This is a genomic window from Serinibacter arcticus, assembly GCF_003121705.1.
Taxonomy (GTDB): Bacteria; Actinomycetota; Actinomycetes; order Actinomycetales; family Beutenbergiaceae; genus Litorihabitans.
The window spans coordinates 1,977,366-1,995,542 of record NZ_PYHR01000002.1 but is presented as its reverse complement, the minus strand read 5'-3'; the positions used below and the strand labels follow the sequence as shown (position 1 = coordinate 1,995,542).

17 protein-coding genes and 1 pseudogene are annotated in these 18,177 nt (G+C 74.8%); 7 read left to right on the top strand and 11 right to left on the bottom strand.

Annotated elements, in window-relative coordinates; translation table 11 throughout:
- Positions 1 to 100 precede the first annotated feature (100 nt).
- From C8046_RS09180 to C8046_RS09165, 5 genes are read right to left on the bottom strand one after another with little or no spacing between them, the layout of a single operon-like run.
- A complete protein-coding gene (locus C8046_RS09180; RefSeq protein ID WP_109229173.1) occupies positions 101 to 997 on the bottom strand; it encodes an ABC transporter permease in 897 nt (298 codons plus the stop codon).
- A complete protein-coding gene (locus C8046_RS09175) occupies positions 984 to 2,015 on the bottom strand; it encodes an ABC transporter ATP-binding protein (protein WP_109230854.1) in 1,032 nt (343 codons plus the stop codon). The genes C8046_RS09180 and C8046_RS09175 overlap by 14 nt, the downstream gene beginning before the upstream one ends.
- 17 nt (positions 2,016 to 2,032) lie before the next feature.
- A complete protein-coding gene (locus C8046_RS19345; RefSeq protein ID WP_235866255.1) occupies positions 2,033 to 2,623 on the bottom strand; it encodes a hypothetical protein in 591 nt (196 codons plus the stop codon).
- Positions 2,575 to 3,297, bottom strand: coding sequence for a hypothetical protein (locus tag C8046_RS19340; RefSeq protein ID WP_235866254.1), 723 nt, complete (start codon positions 3,295 to 3,297; stop codon positions 2,575 to 2,577). Before C8046_RS19340 ends, C8046_RS19345 begins: the two co-directional genes overlap by 49 nt.
- A gap of 53 nt (positions 3,298 to 3,350) precedes the next feature.
- Positions 3,351 to 4,055, bottom strand: coding sequence for a class I SAM-dependent methyltransferase (locus tag C8046_RS09165; RefSeq protein WP_109229172.1), 705 nt, complete (start codon positions 4,053 to 4,055; stop codon positions 3,351 to 3,353).
- Between the two features lie 147 nt (positions 4,056 to 4,202).
- On the opposite strand from C8046_RS09165, the gene C8046_RS09160 reads away from it, so the two are divergent.
- From C8046_RS09160 to C8046_RS19330, 3 genes and pseudogenes are all read left to right on the top strand, one after another.
- The gene (locus tag C8046_RS09160; protein WP_109229171.1) at positions 4,203 to 4,856 is read left to right on the top strand and encodes a response regulator transcription factor; all 654 of its coding nucleotides are present in this window, start codon (positions 4,203 to 4,205) and stop codon (positions 4,854 to 4,856) included.
- Positions 4,856 to 5,800: pseudogene (locus C8046_RS19980) on the top strand (HAMP domain-containing protein); the annotation flags it as partial. The gene C8046_RS09160 and the pseudogene C8046_RS19980, both read left to right, overlap by 1 nt.
- A gap of 278 nt (positions 5,801 to 6,078) precedes the next feature.
- Entirely contained in the window at positions 6,079 to 6,297 is a 219-nt protein-coding gene (locus C8046_RS19330; protein ID WP_158277268.1) for an ATP-binding protein, read from the top strand.
- Positions 6,298 to 6,306: 9 nt separating this feature from the next.
- Here C8046_RS19330 and C8046_RS09150 read toward each other — a convergent pair whose 3' ends face one another.
- The 3 genes from C8046_RS09150 to C8046_RS09140 form a co-directional block, all read right to left on the bottom strand.
- Entirely contained in the window at positions 6,307 to 6,858 is a 552-nt protein-coding gene (locus C8046_RS09150) for a GNAT family N-acetyltransferase (protein WP_109229169.1), read from the bottom strand.
- 92 nt (positions 6,859 to 6,950) lie between these two features.
- Positions 6,951 to 8,114 carry a hypothetical protein gene (locus C8046_RS09145; RefSeq protein ID WP_109229168.1) on the bottom strand — a complete coding sequence of 388 codons (1,164 nt, stop codon included), beginning with the start codon at positions 8,112 to 8,114 and terminating at the stop codon, positions 6,951 to 6,953.
- A 5-nt stretch (positions 8,115 to 8,119) separates the two neighbouring features.
- Complete coding sequence (locus C8046_RS09140) at positions 8,120 to 10,216, bottom strand: NAD(+) synthase (RefSeq protein WP_109229167.1); 2,097 nt, start codon at positions 10,214 to 10,216, stop codon at positions 8,120 to 8,122.
- Between the two features lie 73 nt (positions 10,217 to 10,289).
- Between C8046_RS09140 and C8046_RS09135 the strand changes: the two genes are divergently transcribed.
- Positions 10,290 to 10,991 carry an alpha/beta fold hydrolase gene (locus C8046_RS09135; RefSeq protein ID WP_158277180.1) on the top strand — a complete coding sequence of 234 codons (702 nt, stop codon included), beginning with the start codon at positions 10,290 to 10,292 and terminating at the stop codon, positions 10,989 to 10,991.
- Positions 10,992 to 11,022: 31 nt separating this feature from the next.
- Here the strand turns inward: C8046_RS09135 and C8046_RS09130 are convergent, their stop codons facing one another.
- On the bottom strand, positions 11,023 to 12,822 hold the full coding sequence (locus C8046_RS09130; protein ID WP_109229165.1) for a hypothetical protein: 1,800 nt from the start codon (positions 12,820 to 12,822) through the stop codon (positions 11,023 to 11,025).
- Positions 12,807 to 13,571 (bottom strand): ABC transporter ATP-binding protein, encoded by a 765-nt coding sequence (locus C8046_RS09125; RefSeq protein WP_109229164.1) that lies wholly within the window; start codon positions 13,569 to 13,571, stop codon positions 12,807 to 12,809. Before C8046_RS09125 ends, C8046_RS09130 begins: the two co-directional genes overlap by 16 nt.
- Before the next feature lie 105 nt (positions 13,572 to 13,676).
- Here C8046_RS09125 and C8046_RS09120 point away from each other — a divergent pair, with 105 nt between their 5' ends.
- Together C8046_RS09120 and C8046_RS09115 are read left to right on the top strand one after the other, a co-directional pair.
- Positions 13,677 to 14,963 carry a sensor histidine kinase gene (locus C8046_RS09120; protein ID WP_109229163.1) on the top strand — a complete coding sequence of 429 codons (1,287 nt, stop codon included), beginning with the start codon at positions 13,677 to 13,679 and terminating at the stop codon, positions 14,961 to 14,963.
- Positions 14,964 to 14,973: 10 nt separating this feature from the next.
- Positions 14,974 to 15,669 carry a response regulator gene (locus C8046_RS09115; RefSeq protein WP_109229162.1) on the top strand — a complete coding sequence of 232 codons (696 nt, stop codon included), beginning with the start codon at positions 14,974 to 14,976 and terminating at the stop codon, positions 15,667 to 15,669.
- Here C8046_RS09115 and C8046_RS09110 read toward each other — a convergent pair.
- Complete coding sequence (locus tag C8046_RS09110; protein ID WP_109229161.1) at positions 15,666 to 15,908, bottom strand: hypothetical protein; 243 nt, start codon at positions 15,906 to 15,908, stop codon at positions 15,666 to 15,668. The genes C8046_RS09115 and C8046_RS09110 overlap by 4 nt on opposite strands.
- A gap of 250 nt (positions 15,909 to 16,158) precedes the next feature.
- Here C8046_RS09110 and C8046_RS09100 point away from each other — a divergent pair, with 250 nt between their 5' ends.
- Positions 16,159 to 18,174 (top strand): threonine/serine ThrE exporter family protein, encoded by a 2,016-nt coding sequence (locus tag C8046_RS09100; protein ID WP_146197111.1) that lies wholly within the window; start codon positions 16,159 to 16,161, stop codon positions 18,172 to 18,174.
- The last annotated feature ends 3 nt before the right edge of the window (positions 18,175 to 18,177 follow it).

The window sequence follows — 18,177 nt, the reverse complement described above, 5'->3', positions numbered from 1 at the left end:
GGACGCTCCCCACGGGAGAAGCACGACGGCGGGCCGAGGGCTCTGACCAGCCCTCGCCCCGCCGTCGTCATGCGGCCCGCCGCCATGCCGGCGGGCGTTCTCAGGACGTGATGTCCGCCGTCGTGAAGCGGGCCCACGCGAGCGATCCGAAGATCGCGACCCACGCCGCCTGGACGACCAGCCCCTGGCCCAGCAGGGACCAGGAGACCTCGAACCGCAGGAACTCCGCGAAGTCGAACCAGTGGTGCGTGAGCAGGAACGGGTGGATCGCCGACAGCTGCGGGAGCGAGTCGAGCACCGTCGAGACGATCGCGACGACGACGGTCGCCGCCATCACGCCGACCGGCACCTCCGCGAGCGTCGAGAAGAAGAGCCCGACGGCGACGAGTCCTGTCAGCGACATCGCGACGTAGCCGGCGACGCCGAGCATCCGCAGCACGCCGTCCATCAGGGGGATCTCCTGCCCGGACAGCAGCGACAGGTCGTCGAAACCGAACAGCAGTCCGCCCGCGAGCAGCGCCGCCGCCGTCACGAGCGCGACCGCCACGAGCATGAACGCCATGACGGCGAGCGCCTTGGCGGCGAGCAGCGTGCCGCGCCGCACCGGGACCGTGAGGAGGTAGCGCAACGTGCCCGCGCCGGCCTCGCCCGCGATCGCGTCACCGGCGGCGATGCTCGTCACCAGCGGCAGCAGGAACGGCGTGCACAGGAACAGCGACGTCACCACGAGGAACAGACCGTTGCCGGCGACCCGGTCGATGAAGCCCGGACCCTGGCCCGCGTAGGCGCTGTCGCTGACGATCGCGAGCACGATCCCCAGGAGCACCGGAACGGCCGTGAGCAGCGCGAGCAGGAGCTGGTTGCGACGGCGGCCGAGCGTCAGCCCGAGCTCGCTGCGCAGGAGACGCCCGAACGCACCGCGACGGCGCGGGAACGGGGTGGCGGCCGTGGACCTCGTGGCGTCGGCGGTGTCGGCGGTGGTCTCAGCGAGCGACATCGAATCCCTCCCCGGTCAGCTCGACGAAGACGTCCTCGAGGCTCGGGCGCTCGACGGCGATGCCCAGCACCGGCACCCCGGCCAGCACGAGGGCGGGGGCGACGTCGGCCAGCACAGCGCTGCCGAGCGCGGCGGTCAGTGCGACCCCGCCGTCGACGTCGAGGGGGCCGACGTCGTCGCCCGCGCCTGGTGGCGCGGCGATGACGGCCGTGGTCGTCCCGGCCAGACGCGCCAGCGCGGCCCGCGCACGGTCGACGTGGTCGGGCAGCGTGGTGACGGTGACCCGGTTGCTCGCGGTGCGACCGCCGGCGATGACGGCGCTCCGCTCGCCCTGGACCAGGAGCTTCCCGCGGCTCATCACGCCGACGTGCGTGCAGACCTGGTCGATCTCCGCGAGGAGGTGGGAGGAGACGAGGACGCTCGCGCCGTCGTCGGCCAGCTCGCGCACGAGGTGACGCACCTCCCGGGTGCCCTGCGGGTCGAGACCGTTGGTCGGCTCGTCGAGGACGAGCAGGTCGCGTGGTCGCAGCAGCGCCGCGGCCAGGCCGAGCCGCTGCTTCATGCCGAGGGAGTACTGCCGGTAGAGCTTGCCGGCGGCGGCCGCGAGCCCCACGCGCTCGAGGGCCTCGCCGATGCGGGCCTTCGAGGTGCGGGGGTCGGCGGTGGCGTCGACGGCGTCGAGCCGCTCGAGGTTCTTCCGCCCCGTGAGGTAGGGCTGGAACGCCGGACCCTCCACGAGGGCGCCGACGCGGGGGAGGACGGCGACGGCGCCCGCCGGCATCGGCGTGCCGAGCACGAGCGCCTCGCCGGAGGTGGGCTGCACGAGGCCGAGGAGCATGCGGATGGTCGTCGTCTTGCCGGAGCCGTTCGGACCCAGGAAGCCGTAGACGGCGCCGCGCGGCACCTCGAGATCGATCCCGTCGACGGCCACCTGGCCGCTGCGGAACCGCTTGGTCAGGCCGTGCGTGCGGACGACGGCGTCCCCACCCGAGGTGGGGACGCCGTCGCGTACGCGCATCGCCGTGGCTGGGGCGGTCACGCCAGCCCGGCGGTGGCGAGCAGCGTGTCGGCCGGCACGGAGCCGACCAGCACGCGGCCGTCGTCGGTCACGAGCACGCTGAGCAGCGCGCTGCTCAGCAGACGTCCGCCGTCCACCGGGGTCGTCAGCTGCTCGTACAGGGCGGTGCCGTCGAGGGCGAAGCCGGTACCGTCACCGGCGAACTCCTGCGCGAGGTCCTCGGCGGGGCGGCCGGCCCAGGGGGAGTCGGCGAGGTCGTCGGCGATGGCGGCCGGGTCACCGGCGATGAGGCCGGCGACGTCGACGCCGGAGCGCTCCACGACCGTGGCCCAGCCCTGACCGGTGATGCTGATGCCCTCGGGGAGGAAGTCCGGGGGAACGGCGCCCGGCGTCATCGTGCTCGGGTCGAAGGACCCGGGATCGACGGCGCCGGCCTCGGTGTCCGTGGCGGCACCGGCCTCGGCACCGGCCAGGTCCGCGGCGCCGATGACCTTCTCCTGCACCGTCGCACCGGCCGGGGTGGAGAACGCGAGGGCGGCGTCGCTCGGCGCCTCCATCGTCACGTCGGTGAAGGCCAGCTCGAGAGCGGGAGCTGCGGAGTCCCGCACGCTCCACGCCTGGAACGACAGCGGGACGAGCGTCTCGCCGTCGAACGCCACGACCACCCGGTCGACGAGGGAACCCTCGACGCGGGGGAGATGACGAGCTGGTAGGCGTCGCGGCCGGCGACGACGACGTTCTCCTCGAGGGTGACCTCGGAGCTGAGGCTCGCCAGGGCGACGACCTGCTCCGCGAGGACCTCGGGGCTGGGGATGTCGGTCGGGGCGACGGCCTCGTTGGCCGCGTGCTCGTCGAGCTGCGCGAGCGCGGCGCCGTCGAGGCTCACGTGGACGACCTCGTTCTTGGCCGAGGAGTAGGTCCAGGCCTCGGTGCCGTCGACGACGGTCGAGTACTCCGACGTCGTGCCCAGGAGCGAGACGCGCGAGCGCTCGGCGCCGTCGGTCCAGAGTCGGATCGTCGAGGAGCCGGACAGGAGGTTGAGGGGGTCGGCGCCGCCCGTCGCCTCGGTCGGCAGCTCGGGGAGGCCGAGACGGGCGGTGTAGACGGCGGTGCCGGACATCGCCGTCGGCTCGGCGGCGGCGACGTCGGCCAGGAGCTCGGCGGGTGTCGTCGCGGGGAGCTCGTCGGCGGTTGCGGTGACCATGGTCGGGATCGCGAAGGCGGCGCCGACGGCCACGACGGTGGCGGCGGGAACGGCCCAGCGGAGGCGGGTGCTCTTCATGGTGACCACTGTGCGCCCCCGATGCTGAGGGGACGCTGAGAGAGCCGAGGGACTCACGCGGCCTCGAGCACGAGGAACAGGAAGCACAGGAAGGCCGACCGCTCGCCGCTGGCGATCCGCGGCGGCAGGAGCTCGGCGGGCGTGTCCGGCGACGGCGCCGGCTCGTCCACCACGAGGATGCGGAACCCCGCGTCCGTGAACGCTCGCAGCACGTCTCGCAGCGGCCGGTGCCACATCGTCAGCGCGGCGGGCCGGCCGTCGAACTCGAAGGTCTCCGTGTAGCGGTACGTCTCGAAGTAGCCGTCGTCGGGGTGGGTGACGACGCGGACGGTCGGGTGGTTGATCGAGACGACGAACCGTCCACCGGGCCGCAGCACCCGGCGGATCTCGGCGAGCGGGCAGCCCCAGTCCTCCAGGTAGTGCAGCACGAGCGAGGCGACGACGTCGTCGAAGGCGTCGTCGTCGAACGGGAGCGGCTGCGCCAGGTCGCCGACGTGGAGCGGGACGTCCTCGCCCAGGCGCTCGCGCGCGATCGCGAGCATCGCGGGGCTGCCGTCCAGCCCCGTCACGAGTGCACCTCGCTCGTGCAGCGCGAGCGCGATCGGGCCCGAGCCGCAGCCGACGTCGAGCACGCGGTGGCCGGCGACGTCGCCCGCGAGGTCGAGGATCGCGGGCTTGTTGTAGAACGTGTTCAGCAGGCTCGCCTGGTTCTCGGCGTCGTAGCTGGCGGCGAAGTCGTCGTAGTGGTCGGCGCTCACGGTGCTCTCCTCGGCGGGTGGGTGGTTCGACGCTAGCCGCCGGGTGCGCAGACCTGGTGACGACGCGGCCACCGACCTGAGAGGACGCTGAGAAGTCCGACGCCCGCCGTCGGGCCGCGTGTCGGTGCCCGGTGGGATGCTGGCCGCATGCGGATCCTGGTGGTCGACGACGAGCGCGCCCTCGCGCGCTCGCTCCAGCGCGGGCTGGTGGCGGAGGGCTTCGCCGTCGACGTCGCGCACGACGGCGTGCGCGGGTTCGAGCTCGCGCGGTGGGGCGACTACGACGCGATCGTGCTCGACATCATGCTGCCGGGGCGCAACGGGTACGACGTCGTCACGGCGCTGCGCGCCGAGGAGGTCTGGACGCCGGTGCTGCTGCTCTCGGCGAAGGACGGCGAGCACGACGTCGCGGACGGGCTCGACGTCGGCGCCGACGACTACCTGACCAAGCCGTTCTCGTTCGTCGTGCTCGTGGCCCGGATCCGGGCGATCGCGCGGCGCCCGGCGACCCCGCGACCGGTGGTGCTCAGCGTCGGGCAGCTCGAGGTCGAGCCCGGCGCGCACCGTGCGCGGGTGGCGGGTCGCGACGTCGACCTCACCGTGCGCGAGCTGGCGCTGCTCGAGCACCTGGTGCGGCACAGCGACCGCGTCGTGGGGAAGGTCGAGCTGCTCGACCACGTGTGGGACGGCGAGGGCGAGGACGTCAACGTCGTGGAGCAGTACGTCGGCTACCTGCGGCGCAAGGTCGGCCGCGAGGCCATCGTGACCGTCCGCGGCGCCGGGTACCGGGCGGTGGGCTGATGGCGACGGCGGGCGCGGAGCCGCGTCCGTCCGCGCGCGGCCGGCTGCCGCGCACCCTCCGGCTCCGCCTCACCCTCGTCACGGCCGGCGTGCTCGCGCTGGCGCTCACCGCGGGTGCCGTCCTGCTGGTGCAGCTCCTGCAGCAGGGCCGGATCCAGGCGCTCGACGACGCGGCCACCGCCCGCGTGACCACCGTCGCCGACCTCGTGACCACCGACCGCCTGCCTGACGCGCTCGGCGTCGCGCAGCCGGGCGAGGTGGTCCAGCTGCTGGCCGTCGACGGACGGGTGGTGGCGTCGTCCTCCAACGCGTCGCTGACGCTGCCGGTGGTCTCGGGTGAGGTGCTGGCGGACCTCGTGGCGCGGGCCGGAAAGGTCGCCCCGGCAGGGGACCCCGTGCTCGCGACGGCACCGAGCGCGTACGCCGGACAGGCGCGGATGGCAGCGCTGCTGGTGGCGGCGCCCGGCGACGTCGCCGCGGAGGACGTGCTGGTGGTCGCTGCGCTCCCGCTCGGCGATGTCACCGCCACCGTCCGCGCGCTCGGCCTGTCGCTGGCCGCGGCCGTCCCGCTCCTCGTGCTCGGTCTCGGGGCGTTGGTCTGGCTCGTGCTCGGCCGAACCCTGCGGCCGGTGGAGGAGCTGCGGGTGGCGGCCGACGCCGTCGTCGCCGCCGGTGGTCCGGGCTCGCTGCCGGTGCCGCCGTCGGGGGAGCTCGCGGCGCTCGCGACCACGCTGAACCAGATGCTCGACCGGCTCGACGACGCCGTCGCGTCCGAGCGTGCCGCCGCCGACACGGCGCGGGCCGCGGCGGCGCGACAGCGGTCGTTCGTGGCCGACGCCGCCCACGAGCTGCGTTCGCCGCTCGCGTCCCTGGGCACCGCGCTCGACGTCGCGACCGCCCACCCGGACGCCTACCCGCGCGACGAGCTCGTCGCGGACCTGAGCGCCGACGTCGCGCGCATGCAGACCCTCGTCGAGGACCTGCTGCTGCTGGCCCGGCTCGGGACGCGACCGCTCGCCCGTGAGGAGCTCGACCTCGCGGAGGTCGCTGCGCGGGCGGCCGGGCCGGCGTCGGCGGCGAGCGGGGACACGATCATCGCCGTCGCCGGCCACGGGACGGCGACGGGCGACGCGGGGGCGACCGAACGCATCCTGCGCAACCTCGTGGAGAACGCGGTGCGGCACGCGCGTGCCGAGATCGCGGTGGGGGTGTCCCCGGGGAGGTGGTCGTCGACGACGACGGCGCCGGCATCCCCGAGGCCGAGCGCGAGCGGGTGTTCGAGCGGTTCGTGCGGCTCGACGAGGCCCGCGAGCGCGACGGCGGCGGGTCGGGGCTCGGGCTTGCTATCGCCCGGGAGCTGGCGCGCGAGCAGGGCGGCGACGTCACCCTGGCGGAGTCGCCGTCGGGCGGTCTGCGGGCCGTGCTGCGGCTTCCGGCCTGACGCCGGCGGCTACCAGGAGCCCTCGGCCACCAGCAGACGGTGCACGCCGGGCCAGGGGTCGGTCCGCAGCCGGGAGTGCGTCTCGACGTCGAAGCGCTCACCGTCGTAGGAGAGCTTCGCGCGCTCGACGCCCTCGGCGACGAAGCCGGCGCGCGTGGCCACGCTGCACGAGGACGGGTTGTTCACGCGGTGCCCCAGCTCGAGCCGGAACAGGCCGTGGTTGTCGATGGCGCGGTCGGCGATCGTGGCCAGAGCGGCCGTCGCGAGGCCCTTGCCGCGTGCCGCCGTCGTCACCCAGTAGGACAGCCAGGCGGTCCCGTGCCGGCGGTCGATCGCGCTGATCCCCACGCTCCCGACGGCGGTCCCCGCGACCGTGATCGCCAGGGTGGCCCCGTCCTCCGCCTCGGGGGCGAGCTGGGTGTCGATGAAGGTGCGACAGCCGTCCTCCGTGGTGAGGTCGAGGACCGGGAGCTGCGTGACGAGGTCGGGGGAGGTGGCGACGGCGGTGCGGAGCTCGGCCGCGTCGTCCGGCCGCCACGGACGCAGGAGGGGGAGAGGCATCCTTCATGGCTACTCCACTCGGGCGGGAAGGTCCACCCTCGTGACGTCGTGCGGGCGAGACCGACTGGCGCAACCGGCGCGGATCGGACGGCTCATCCGCGCCGGACGCGCCGGTCGCGGCCGGGTTGGCCGTCGTTCTCGGTCTCCAGGCGCCAACCGTGGTCCGCGTCGCGCCGCACCGTGCGGTCCAGCCGCCACCGCTCGCGCGGACCGTCCTCGACGAGGACGTCGGTGAGCCAGGCGGTCGCCTCGGGGGCCCATCCGGCGAGGACGGTGGCGACGCCGTCGCCCACCTCGACCGCGAGGCCGGCGGTCGTGAGGTAGCCGGCGACGGTGACGTGCACCGCGTCGTAGCTCTCGCGGACCGCCGCCCAGTCGGGCACCGCCCAGGCGCCGTCGCGGCCGGTGTGGCGGTACCAGTCGGAGCGGCGGGACGCGCTGACGTCGGCGGGGAAGTGGCGGACCAGCGCGGCCCACGCCTCGGGGCCGGTCACCTCGTAGATCCGCGGCGGCCGCGACGGTGACACCGGGACGAGCAGCGCCTCGTCGGCCCCGGGGGAGTCCTCGAGCCAGACGAGACCGGCGCTGCCGACGAGGTGGTCGGTCTCGGGGTTGAGCGGCGGCGTGGTCACCGGGGCGCCTCCCGGACGGCGTGGCTCCTCACCGTTCCACCACGGCCCGATCGGGGCGGACCACCAGGGGCCGCTGCTGTGCTCGTCCACCGGGGTCGTCCAGTCGACCCGGTTCCAGGCAGAACCGGCCACCGCTCGGCGCCACGCGGCGCCCCAGGCGTCCAGGCCGGTGACCTCCAGCGGGCGGTCGGCCGCGGGCGGCACGCCCTCCCAGTCCGGCAGGTCGAACAGCGTCAGCCGCTGCTTACCGACGGCGAGCGGTGCGTGCCACCCGCGCGTCATCTCGGCCGCGGCGAGCGCCTCGGCGGCGGGTCGGAGGGCGGCGACGATCGCCGGGTCGGCGAGGAGCTGGTCGTTCTCGTCAGGAGGCTGCCACGGCATGTTCATCACGGTCGCGGCGTCGATCGCCGCCAGCACCCGGGGGTCCACGGCGGTCAGGGCCGCGAGCGGGGCGGCGCGCTCGGCGGCCCTCGCGCGGACGCGGCGCGCCAGCTCGGTGCGGTCCGTCGGCAACGACGACATCGCCGTCACCGACCACCCGTCGACCTGCCGGATCTCGATCAGCTCGGCGAGCAGCCGGCGTGCCCGCGGCCCGGCGAGGAGCGCCTCGGTCGTCTCCTCCATCGGCGCTACTCCTTCGAACCGAGCACCGGGTCGAGCGCGCCGTCGAGCTCGGCGAGCCACGCCGTCGCGCGCGCGTCGGACGGCATCCGCCAGTCGCCGCGCGGCGAGAGCGACCCGCCCGAGGAGACCTTGGGGCCGTTCGGCATCGCGGTGCGCTTGAACTGGTTGGCGAAGTACCTCGTCAGGAAGACCGTCAGCCAGCGCCGGATCTCCGCGAGGTCGTAGGACGGTCGGCCGTCCACCGGGAAACCCTCCGGCCACAGGCCGTGCGCGGGGTCGGCCCACGCCTGCTCGGCGAGGTAGGCGATCTTCGAGGGCGCCGCGCCGCGGCGCAGCGTGTGGAAGAGCGCGAAGTCGTGCAGCGCGTACGGGCCGATGGTCGACTCGGTCGACTGGACGGCGCCGTCCTGGCCCGCGGGGACGAGCTCGGGGGAGATCTCGGTGTCGAGCACGGACTGCAGCACCGTGTCGGTGTCGCCGTCGAACTGCTCGGTCGAGATCACCCAGCGGATGAGGTGCTGCATCAGGGTCTTCGGCACCCCGGGGTTCACCGAGTAGTGCGACATCTGATCACCGACGCCGTAGGTGCACCAGCCGAGCGCGAGCTCGCTCAGGTCTCCGGTGCCGACCACGATCCCGCCGCGCTGGTTGGCGAGCCGGAACAGGAAGTCGGTGCGCATGCCCGCCTGGACGTTCTCGAACGTCACGTCGTAGACCGGCTCGCCCGAGGCGAACGGGTGGCCCATCCCAGCCAGCAGCTCCTGCGCGGCCGGCTTGATGTCGATCTCCTCGAACGTCACCCCGAGTGCGCGTCCGAGCGCCCACGCGTTCGACTTCGTGTGGTCCGACGTCGCGAAGCCCGGGAGCGTGAACGCGAGGATGTGCTCGCGCGGCAGCCCGAGCCGGTCGACCGCCTGCGCGCACACGAGCAGCGCGTGCGTGGAGTCGAGGCCGCCCGAGACGCCGATGACGAGCTTCGGCAGCCCGATGGCGCGCATGCGCTGCTCGAGTCCGGAGACCTGGATGTTGAAGGCCTCGTAGCAGTCCTGGGCGAGCAGGGCCACGTCGTCGGGCACGAACGGGAACCGGTCGACGACGCGGCGCAGGCCCACGTCACCGCGCGGGGCGTCGAGCGTGAAGTCGATCGTGCGGAAGGCGGCCACGCGGGCGGCGTGCGTGCGGCGGTTGTCGTCGAAGGACCCCTGCCGCAGCCGCTCGGAGGCGAGCGAGGCGACGTCGACGTCGGCCACCGACGCCTGGGCGGCGTGCGGGAAGCGCTCGGTCTCGGCCAGCAGCGAGCCGTTCTCGTAGATCATCGTCTGGCCGTCCCACGAGACGTCGTTCGTGGACTCGCCCAGCCCGGCCGCGGCGTAGGCGTAGGCCGCGACGCCGCGCGCGCTGGAGGAACGGGAGAGCAGGTGGCGGTCGGCGGCGCGGCCGATCGTGATGGGGGAGCCGGACAGGTTGAGCAGCACGGTCGCGCCCGCGAGGCACGCCTCGGCCGACGGCGGGATCGGCACCCAGAAGTCCTCGCACACCTCCGCGTGGATCACGAGGTCGGGGTGGTCGACGGCGCGGAACAGCAGGTCGGGGCCGAACGGCAGCACGCCGGCCGCGGGCAGCTGGCGCAGCGTGATCTCGCCGCCGCGCTGGTCGTCCCCCGGCGCGTACCAGCGGCGCTCGTAGAACTCGCGGTAGTTCGGCAGCGCCGACTTCGGGGCGATGCCGAGGATCCGGCCCCGGTGGATGACGACGGCGCAGTTGTAGATCCGGTTCGCGTGCCGCAGGGGCGCCCCCACCACGAGCACGGGCAGCAGCTCGGCGCTCGCCGCGACCACCGAGCCGAGCGCGTGCTCGACGGCGTCGAGCAGCGTGTCCGCGAGCACGAGGTCGTCGATCGAGTACCCCGTGAGGCCGAGCTCGGGGAAGACGGCGACGGCGACGGCGTCCGCGTCGAGCGCCCTCGCCTGCTCGACGATCGCGGCCGCGTTGGCGGCGGGATCGGCCAGCACGACCGGCGTCGTCACCGCGGCGACGCGCGCGAAACCGTGCCGGTAGGCGTTGCGGAAGTCGCGGCTGGGGACGGTGGCGGCGGTGCTCATGGGACGAGTCTGCCGCAGGCGTGCGACACGGGGCTGACCGATGACTCCGCCCGCCGCGACCGGTCCACCAGCCATGACCGACATCCTGCTCGTCCCCGGCGCCGCCGGGCACCCCGCCAACTGGGCCGAGCTCGTGCCGGTCCTCGCCTCGCTCGGCCACCGCGGCATCGCCGTCGACCTGCCGCAGCACGACGAGCGGTACGGGTGGGCGGAGCTCACCGACGTCGCTGTCGCGACGTACGAGACCGGTCGCACCCGGGAGCACGACGGCGAGGCGTCGGCCAGGTGCCTCGTCGTCGGTCAGTCCATGGGGGCGTTCGTCGCCCCGCTCGCCGCGGCGCGGATCGGGGCGTCCCGCGTCGCGCACCTCGTGCTGCTCAACCCGATGATCCCGACTCCCGGCGAGCCGGCGACCGGATGGTCCGACCGCGCCGGTCAGGAGGACGCCAGGCGGGAGGCCGGCCTCGGGGAGTTCGACGGCGAGACCGACTTCTTCAACGACGTGCCGGACGCCGTGCGCGACCGCCTGCTCGCCGTCGACGACCGGACACCCTCGCAGCGCTCGTTCGACGAGCCGTGGCCGGGTCCCTGGCCCGCCGGCATCCCGGTCACGGTGCTCGCCGCCGCGGACGACCGGCTCTTCCCGCTCGCGCTCCAGCGACGGCTCGCCGCCGAACGTCTGGGGTGCGACGTCGTCGTGCTGCCCGGCGGGCACTGCAACGCCCTCAGCCATCCCGAGGAGATCGCGACGGCGCTGCTCGCGCTCGCCCCCTGATACCGGGGCGAGCGCGGCCGCCGCGGCCGGTTCAGCCCGCGTTCCGCTCCCGCACCTTCGTCGCCGCCTTCTCCTTCTGCGCCCGCGCCTCCAGGTAGGACTTCTGCGCCGCGTCCGAGAGCGCCGAGGCCCACGCCGGGGCGCCGTCCTCCGTCGTCGCCCCGGTCCCACCGGGCGCCAGCCGCAGACCGGGGTAGCGCACCCGGGCGAACGTCTCGGGGAGCCGAGCAGTCAGCACGGCGAGCGCCGCGCGGCCCAGCCCCCACGCCAGGACCCCGCCGTTGACGAGCCCGAGGCCGACCAGCGCGACGGGCCACCACGGCACCTGCGTGAAAGGCGCGCCCAGGACGGTCGTCACGGCGAGCGCCAGGGTCGGGGCCGCGAGGCCCACGGCCAGCCAGAACCCGATCTGCAGGAGGAGCGGGTTCTCCCCGGCATCCGTGGCGTTGCGGCGCTTGGCGGGATCGACGCCGGCGCTCACCCCGACGACGGAGAACAGCGCCGACATCCCGGCCCCGGCGCCGAGCATCGCGACGAGGCCCGCCGCGACCGGGGGCAGCAGCCACCAGCCGTCGGCGAGGGCGGCGAGCCCCACCACCAGGATCACCGCCGGTACGCCGAACACGATCGTGATGGCGATCTGGCGACCACGGACGTCCGCGCGCCGCGCCCCGGGCGAGTCGGTCACGACCAGCATCCACAGGGCGGTGCCGTCCTGACCGTGCAGGTTCGCCCCGCCGAGGCCGACCATCATGGCGACGGCGAGCGCCGCCACCGGCGCGAACGTGAACAGGCCGTCGATCTCGCCCAGGCTCCCCACGTAGAGGAAGGCCGCCAGGAAGATCGCGATCCAGATCGACGTCCGGATCTCCAGGCTGCGCCACGGGTCCCGCAGCCAGGTCCGCAGCTCCTTGCCGACGACCGCCCCCAGCCTGGTGGCCGGCAGCCCCAGGAGCGGGTCCCGCCCGCCGCTGCCACCCGTGATCCCGCGCGAGCCGAGCGGGCGGCGGGTGCGTCGCGCGGTCCGGTTGCCCACGTGGGGTGTGAGGAGGCGGACCGCGGCGACGACGGCGAGGAGCGCGCCGAGCACGAGCGCAGCCTGGCGCCACGAGGCCCCCACGCCGTCGCCGGCGACCGAGGCCTCGACGATCCCGCCCGGCCAGCCGAACGGCGACGCGTGCAGCACCCCGGCGGCCGTCCCGTCCCCGAGGCCGTCGGCCAGCAGGGCCGGGACCGCCAGGCCCGCGGGGAACAGGACGAGCCAGCCAGCCATCGTCCCGGAGATCATCAGGCCGTACTGGACGGCCGCGATCTCGACGCCGACCTGCGTGCGCATGGCGGCGCCCAGCAGCGAGTAGACGGCGCGGGAGATCGCCACCAGGCCGATGGTCCACAGGACCGACGCGACGAGGCCGAGGGCCGCCGGGCCGACGCCGAGCGTGACCCCCCACGCCGGGATCGCGAGCAGCGCGAGCATCGTGAGGATCGCACCGGGTCCGACGTAGACGGACAGCAGGAGGCCGAGGCCGAGCCGCCGTCGCTCCAGCGGCAGCAGCGTGAAGTACTCGGGCCGCAGGACGCCCGCCCCGGAGGCGAGGATCGGCCCCACGATCCATCCGACCGACCACAGCGTGACGAGGACGGCGACGACGTCGGCCCGCGCGTCGGGCTCGGCCAGCAGCACCGCTGCCCACGTCAGCGCGACGGCGAGCGCGCCGAGGCCGATCCCGGTCGGGCGCTTCCACGACTCGTTGTGGGCCTGGATCGTGCGGCGCAGACCGACGAGCAGGCGCAGCTCGTCGCCGAGCGTGGTGGTCAGCGGCCCAGCCACGTCAGCTCCCCCTCCGCGACCGTGCGCTCGCCGACGAGCTCGACGAAGCGGTCCTCGAGGCTGCCGCTGCCGCGGACCTCCGCCAGCGTGCCGTCCGCGAGCACCGTGCCCCTGGCGATGATCGCGACGCGGTCGCACAGGTCCTCGACCAGCGACATCACGTGGCTCGAGATGACGATCGAGCCGCCCGCGGCGACGAACCGCCGCAGGATCGAGCGCAGGACGCGGGCGCTGACGGGGTCGACCGCCTCGAACGGCTCGTCGAGCACGAGCACGCGCGGGGAGTGCAGCAGCGCCGTCGCCAGGCCGATCTTCTTGCGCATCCCGGTGGAGTACTCGATGACGAGCACGCCGCGCTCGTCCGCCTCGTCCAGCTCGAGGATGCGCAGCAGCTCCGCGGTGCGGGCGGCGACGACGGCGGGGTCCATCCCGCGCAGCAGGCCCCAGTACCGCAGCAGCTCGCTCGCCGTCAGTCGCTCGGGGAGGGCGAGCCCGTCCGGCAGGACGCCGAGGAGCGCCTTCGCCCGGGTCGGCTCGCGCCAGACGTCGATCCCGTCGACCTTGGCGGTGCCCGAGTCGGGCCGCAGCAGGCCGACCGCCATCGACAGGGAGGTGGTCTTGCCCGCGCCGTTGGGTCCGACGAGGCCGGTGAGCGACCCGCGGGGGATCGTCAGCGAGACCGCGTCCGCGGCGAGATTGCCGGAGAAGTCCTTCGTGAGGGCATCGAGCTCGAGGGCTGGAGTGGTCATGGCCTCACGCTGCCGCGTCCGGGCGGCCGTCCCATCGGCCGATCGGCCAGGCCTCGTGGCCAGGTGGCCAGGGTGGTGCGACGCCGTCGTCCCTAGGCTGGCCGCATGTCCCGCTCGGACGACGTCGACGCCTGGCTCCTGCCGGGCGACCTCGCCCGGACGCTCGAGCGAGAGACCGGGGCCGTCCCGGCGCGGCTGCCCCGCCCCGCGGACGCCCGTGGATCTCGCGGGACCCGCACGGCGCGTGACTGGGCCGTCGACTCGTTCGTCTTCCTCAGCTGTCTGCTGATCTGGCTGACCGAGGCGCTCGGGCTCTCCTCGTCGTCGGAGATCCCCGGCTGGCTCGTGCCGCTCGACCTCGTGGCCGGGGTGGTGATGTGCGTCGCGCTCTGGTGGCGTCGGGACCTCCCCGTGGGGGTCGGGCTGCTCGCGGCCGTGATCGGCGCGTTCTCCAACAGCGCCTCGCTCGCGCTGCTCGTGGGGTTCTTCTCGCTCGCGCTGCACCGCGGCCGCCGCTGGGGCTACGGCGTCGCCCTCCTGGCTCAGGTCCTCGCGCTCCCGCACCTGCTGATGTTCCGGCCGCCCGAGATCTCGGAGCCGTGGGCCTGGACGGTCATCGTCACGCTGCTCGTCCTCCTCGTGACGACGGCGGGGCTCATGGTGCGCGCACGGCGCCAGCTCGTGCAGGTGCTCGCGCAGCGCGCGGAGGAGGCCAGGCTCGCGCAGGAGCGGGGGATCGCCGCGGCCAGGGCCGCCGAGCGCGAGCGCATCGCCGGCGAGATGCACGACGTCCTCGCCCACCGGCTCTCGCTCCTGGCCGTCCACGCCGGGGCCCTGGAGTTCCGGCTCACCCAGGCCCACGGCGTCCCGGTGCCGCCCGAGCAGCTCGCCGAGTCGATCGCCGTCGTGCGCCGCAGCGCCCGGCTGTCGCTCGAGGAGCTGCGCGAGGTGCTCCAGGTGCTGCGGGCCGACGGCGGCGAGGGCACGTCCCCGCCGGCGCCCACGCTGGCCAGCATCCCCGGGCTCGTCGAGGAGGCGCGGTCGGCCGGACAGGTCGTCACGCTGGAGCTGGTGGCCCCCGACGGCCTGGCGCCGTCGGCCTCGGTGCAGCGCACGGTCTACCGCGTGGTGCAGGAGGGGCTGACGAACGCGCGCAAGCACGCCCCGGGGGCACCGGTGGCGGTCGAGGTCCGGGCGACTCGGCAGACCCTCGAGGTCACGGTCGCCAACCCGGTCCTCCCCGGTCTCAGCGCCGCCGAGCTCCCGGGCGCCGGTGCGGGTCAGGCCGGGCTGCGCGAGCGCGTCGCCGTTCACGGCGGGACGCTCGAGCACACGGTGCTCGACGACCGGTACGTGCTGGCGGCCTCGGTGCCGCTGCGGGGCGAGAACTAGGTTGGGATCCATGGTCGCGGTGCTGCTGGTGGACGACGACGCCCTCGTGCGCGCCGGCCTGCGCCTCATGCTCGGCGCGGACCCTGCGCTCGACGTCGTCGGTGAGGTCGGCGACGGCGCCGACGTGCTCGAGGCCGTGCGTCGGCTGCGTCCCGACGTCGTGCTGATGGACGTGCGGATGCCCCTCGTCGACGGCGTGGCCGCCACCGAGGCCCTGTCCCGGCTGGGCGAGGAGGCACCCGCGGTGCTCGTCCTGACGACCTTCGGGGCGGATGCGACCGTCGTCGCCGCGCTGCGGGCGGGGGCGAGCGGCTACCTGCTCAAGGACACGCCACCGGCCGAGATCGTCGACGCCGTCCACCGCGTCGCGGCCGGGGAGCCGGCGTTCTCGCCCGAGGTGACGCGGGCGCTGGTGGCGCTCGCGACGTCGGGCTCGCCGCGCGAGGACGTCGACCCCGTCGCCCTCGCCCGCAAGCGTCTCGCGGCGCTCACCGAGCGCGAGCGGGAGGTGGCGGACGCTGTCGCCGAGGGCCTGTCGAACGCGGAGATCGCGACGACGCTGTTCCTGTCGACCTCCAGCGTCAAGGTGCACCTGTCGAGCGCGCTGGCGAAGCTGGGCCTCGCCAACCGGGTGCAGCTGGCGATCCTGGCGCACGAGGCGCGGGGCAGCGGTGGGGCGCAGCGGGACGACGGGACGGGCAGCTAGAGGAGCAGCGTCGAGGCGGTGTCGCCCTGCACGATCCCCAGGATCACGTGCAGCAGCACGCCGAGGGTGAGGCCGAGGCCGATCCAGAGCGCGGGGTGCGCCCAACGGCGGTGCGTCACGACGCCGACGAGCGCCGCCGTCGTCACGATCGGGCCGGCCGCCAGCGCGGCCCAGCCCGCGGCGGCGATGAAGAGCCCGACGGCGAGCGCGATCGCTCCCCAGAGCCAGTACCAGGCCACGCGCGAGGGGTGGGGTCGGTGGTGCGCGCTCCTGGGGGCGACGCGGGCAGCGTGGTGCGCCGTCGAGCCTCGTGCGTCCGGTACGACCGCCATCGTCTGCCTCCCCTGGGAACCACTCCACTGTGGACTCGTCGGGAATGTTACCCAATCGTGATCTGAGCGGGGACAACCGCGTTCCCGCGCGTCGCGGCACGACCGCAGGCACCCCGGACCCCCGGGCGTCCCTGGCGGGCCTCGTTAGTCTCGGACGATGGTTGCGTACGAGGTCGTCGCGGCGGGGGTGACCTCGCCGTCGACCACGACCGGTCCGACGACGACGCCCGGGACCCCCGGCACGACCGGCGGTTCGACGTCGCCGGATCCCGGGACCACGAGCCCCGGGACGACGGGCCCGAGCACGACCGAACCGGTCCCCACGGAGCCGGGCACGACCGACCCCGGCACCACCGGTCCCGGCACCACCACCGACCCGAGCACGAGCGGTCCCGGCACCTCCGGCCCGGGAACCACGGGCGGCACCACCTCGCCCGGCACCGGCCCGACGCCTGGCGAGGGCGGGACGACGACGTCGACGGACGGGACGGAGGAGACCTCCGGCGGGAGCCCGGGGGAGACGACCGCCCCGCCGTCGGGCACCGACCAGCCGGAGCCGACGGGCACCGAGACGACGACGATCGTCTGGAACACGCCACCCGCCGTCGAGCAGTCCGACATCCCGGGCGTGATGATCGCCGTCGCGATCGCTGTGCTCGCGCTGGCGGCGCTCGTGCTGGCGCTGGTGCGGCGGTCGACGGTCGCGGAGCCGGGGCTCGCGGGGGCGACGGTGGACTCCGCGCCCGCGCCCGCGCCCGCGCCGTCGGTGACCAGCTCGGGGGACGAGACCGAGACGATCGCGATCCCCGGCGAGCTCGATCCCCTCGCGGACACGGTGGTGCTGGCCCCGGCGTCGCTGCCTGACGCGGAGCCCGTGCCGGCACCGGCGCCGGCACCGACACCGACACCGACCACCGCCCCGGCCGACGACGAGGTGCCCGACGCCGCCGTCCTCACCCGCTTCCTCATCGCGCTGGGCGAGGCGCTGATCGACTGCGCGAGCCCTGTCGCCGAGGTGACGCGCACGCTCGAGGACGTCGGGCGGGTCAACGGCTTCCCCGGCACCCAGGTCATCGCGCTGCCGACCGCGATCCTCGTGACGGTGCCGGGGTCGACGCAGTCGCAGACGGCCGCCGCGGCCGCGGGCGTGCGCGCGTTCCGGCTCGACCAGATCGAGGACGTGCTCCAGATCGCCGAGCGCTCCCGCCGCGGCCAGGTCGGACCGGTCGAGGGGCTCGGGCTGCTGCAGCAGGCGGTCAACGCGGGCGCGCCCTACCCGACGCCGGTGCTGCTCGCCGGCTACGTCACCTACACGCTCGGGATCGCGCTGATCCTCGGGGCGAACCTGCCCGACCTGCTCGTCGCGGGCGTGCTCGGGGCGCTGGTCGGCGTCGTCCAGATCGCCACGGCGCGCACCAGCGGCTACCTGCAGGCGCTCCTGGTGCTGACCAGCGCCTTCGCGGTGTCGGCGGTGGTGTTCGGGCTGGTGCGGGCCGGTGCGCCGATCGACGTGCTGTCCTCGCTCGTGCCGCCGCTCGTGACGTTCCTGCCCGGGGCCCTGCTGACCACGGCCGTGATCGACCTCGCGACGAGGCAGATGATCGCCGGGTCCGCGCGTCTGGCCGCCGGCGGGATGCAGCTCGTGCTGCTGTCGCTCGGGATCTCCGGGGCGGCGGCGCTCGTGGGGGTGCGGGCGTCGGCGATCGCGGAGACGCCGGGCCAGGCGTTCGGGGCGCTGGGGCCGTGGCTGGGCGTGTTCGTGTTCGTGGTCGGGGTCGCGCTCTACCACTGCGTCCGCCTCAGCTCGATGCCGTGGGTGCTGGTGGTCGTGCTCGTCGCCTACGCCGGCCAGGTGCTGGGCGGCCTGGTGTTCGGCGGCGTCATGTCCGCGCTGGTGGGCGCCGCCGTCATGACGCCGCTCGCCCTGTACGCGGCCGGCCAGCGCCAGGGCCCGCCGGCCCTGGTCTCGTTCCTGCCGGGATTCTGGGTGCTCGTGCCCGGGGCGCTCGGGCTGGTCGGGGTCACGCAGACGCTCGACGGGACGGCGACCGACGGCATGGGGACGATCCTCACCGCCGGCGCCACGATGGTCGCGATCTCCCTCGGGGTGCTCGTGGGGATCGCGCTGCACGGGCTGGTCTCGACCCTTCGGCCCGTCCGCGTCAGAGCCTGACGA

Bases quoted from the DNA above. Each gene is read 5' to 3' on its own strand.
- C8046_RS09180 (WP_109229173.1), bottom strand. From the start codon at position 997: ATGTCGCTCGCTGAGACCACCGCCGACACCGCCGACGCCACGAGGTCC.
- C8046_RS09175 (WP_109230854.1), bottom strand. From the start codon at position 2,015: ATGCGCGTACGCGACGGCGTCCCCACCTCGGGTGGGGACGCCGTCGTC.
- C8046_RS19340 (WP_235866254.1), bottom strand. From the start codon at position 3,297: ATGAAGAGCACCCGCCTCCGCTGGGCCGTTCCCGCCGCCACCGTCGTG.
- C8046_RS09160 (WP_109229171.1), top strand. From the start codon at position 4,203: ATGCGGATCCTGGTGGTCGACGACGAGCGCGCCCTCGCGCGCTCGCTC.
- C8046_RS09150 (WP_109229169.1), bottom strand. From the start codon at position 6,858: ATGCCTCTCCCCCTCCTGCGTCCGTGGCGGCCGGACGACGCGGCCGAG.
- C8046_RS09145 (WP_109229168.1), bottom strand. From the start codon at position 8,114: ATGGAGGAGACGACCGAGGCGCTCCTCGCCGGGCCGCGGGCACGCCGG.
- C8046_RS09140 (WP_109229167.1), bottom strand. From the start codon at position 10,216: ATGAGCACCGCCGCCACCGTCCCCAGCCGCGACTTCCGCAACGCCTAC.
- C8046_RS09135 (WP_158277180.1), top strand. From the start codon at position 10,290: ATGACCGACATCCTGCTCGTCCCCGGCGCCGCCGGGCACCCCGCCAAC.
- C8046_RS09125 (WP_109229164.1), bottom strand. From the start codon at position 13,571: ATGACCACTCCAGCCCTCGAGCTCGATGCCCTCACGAAGGACTTCTCC.
- C8046_RS09120 (WP_109229163.1), top strand. From the start codon at position 13,677: ATGTCCCGCTCGGACGACGTCGACGCCTGGCTCCTGCCGGGCGACCTC.
- C8046_RS09115 (WP_109229162.1), top strand. From the start codon at position 14,974: ATGGTCGCGGTGCTGCTGGTGGACGACGACGCCCTCGTGCGCGCCGGC.
- C8046_RS09100 (WP_146197111.1), top strand. From the start codon at position 16,159: ATGGTTGCGTACGAGGTCGTCGCGGCGGGGGTGACCTCGCCGTCGACC.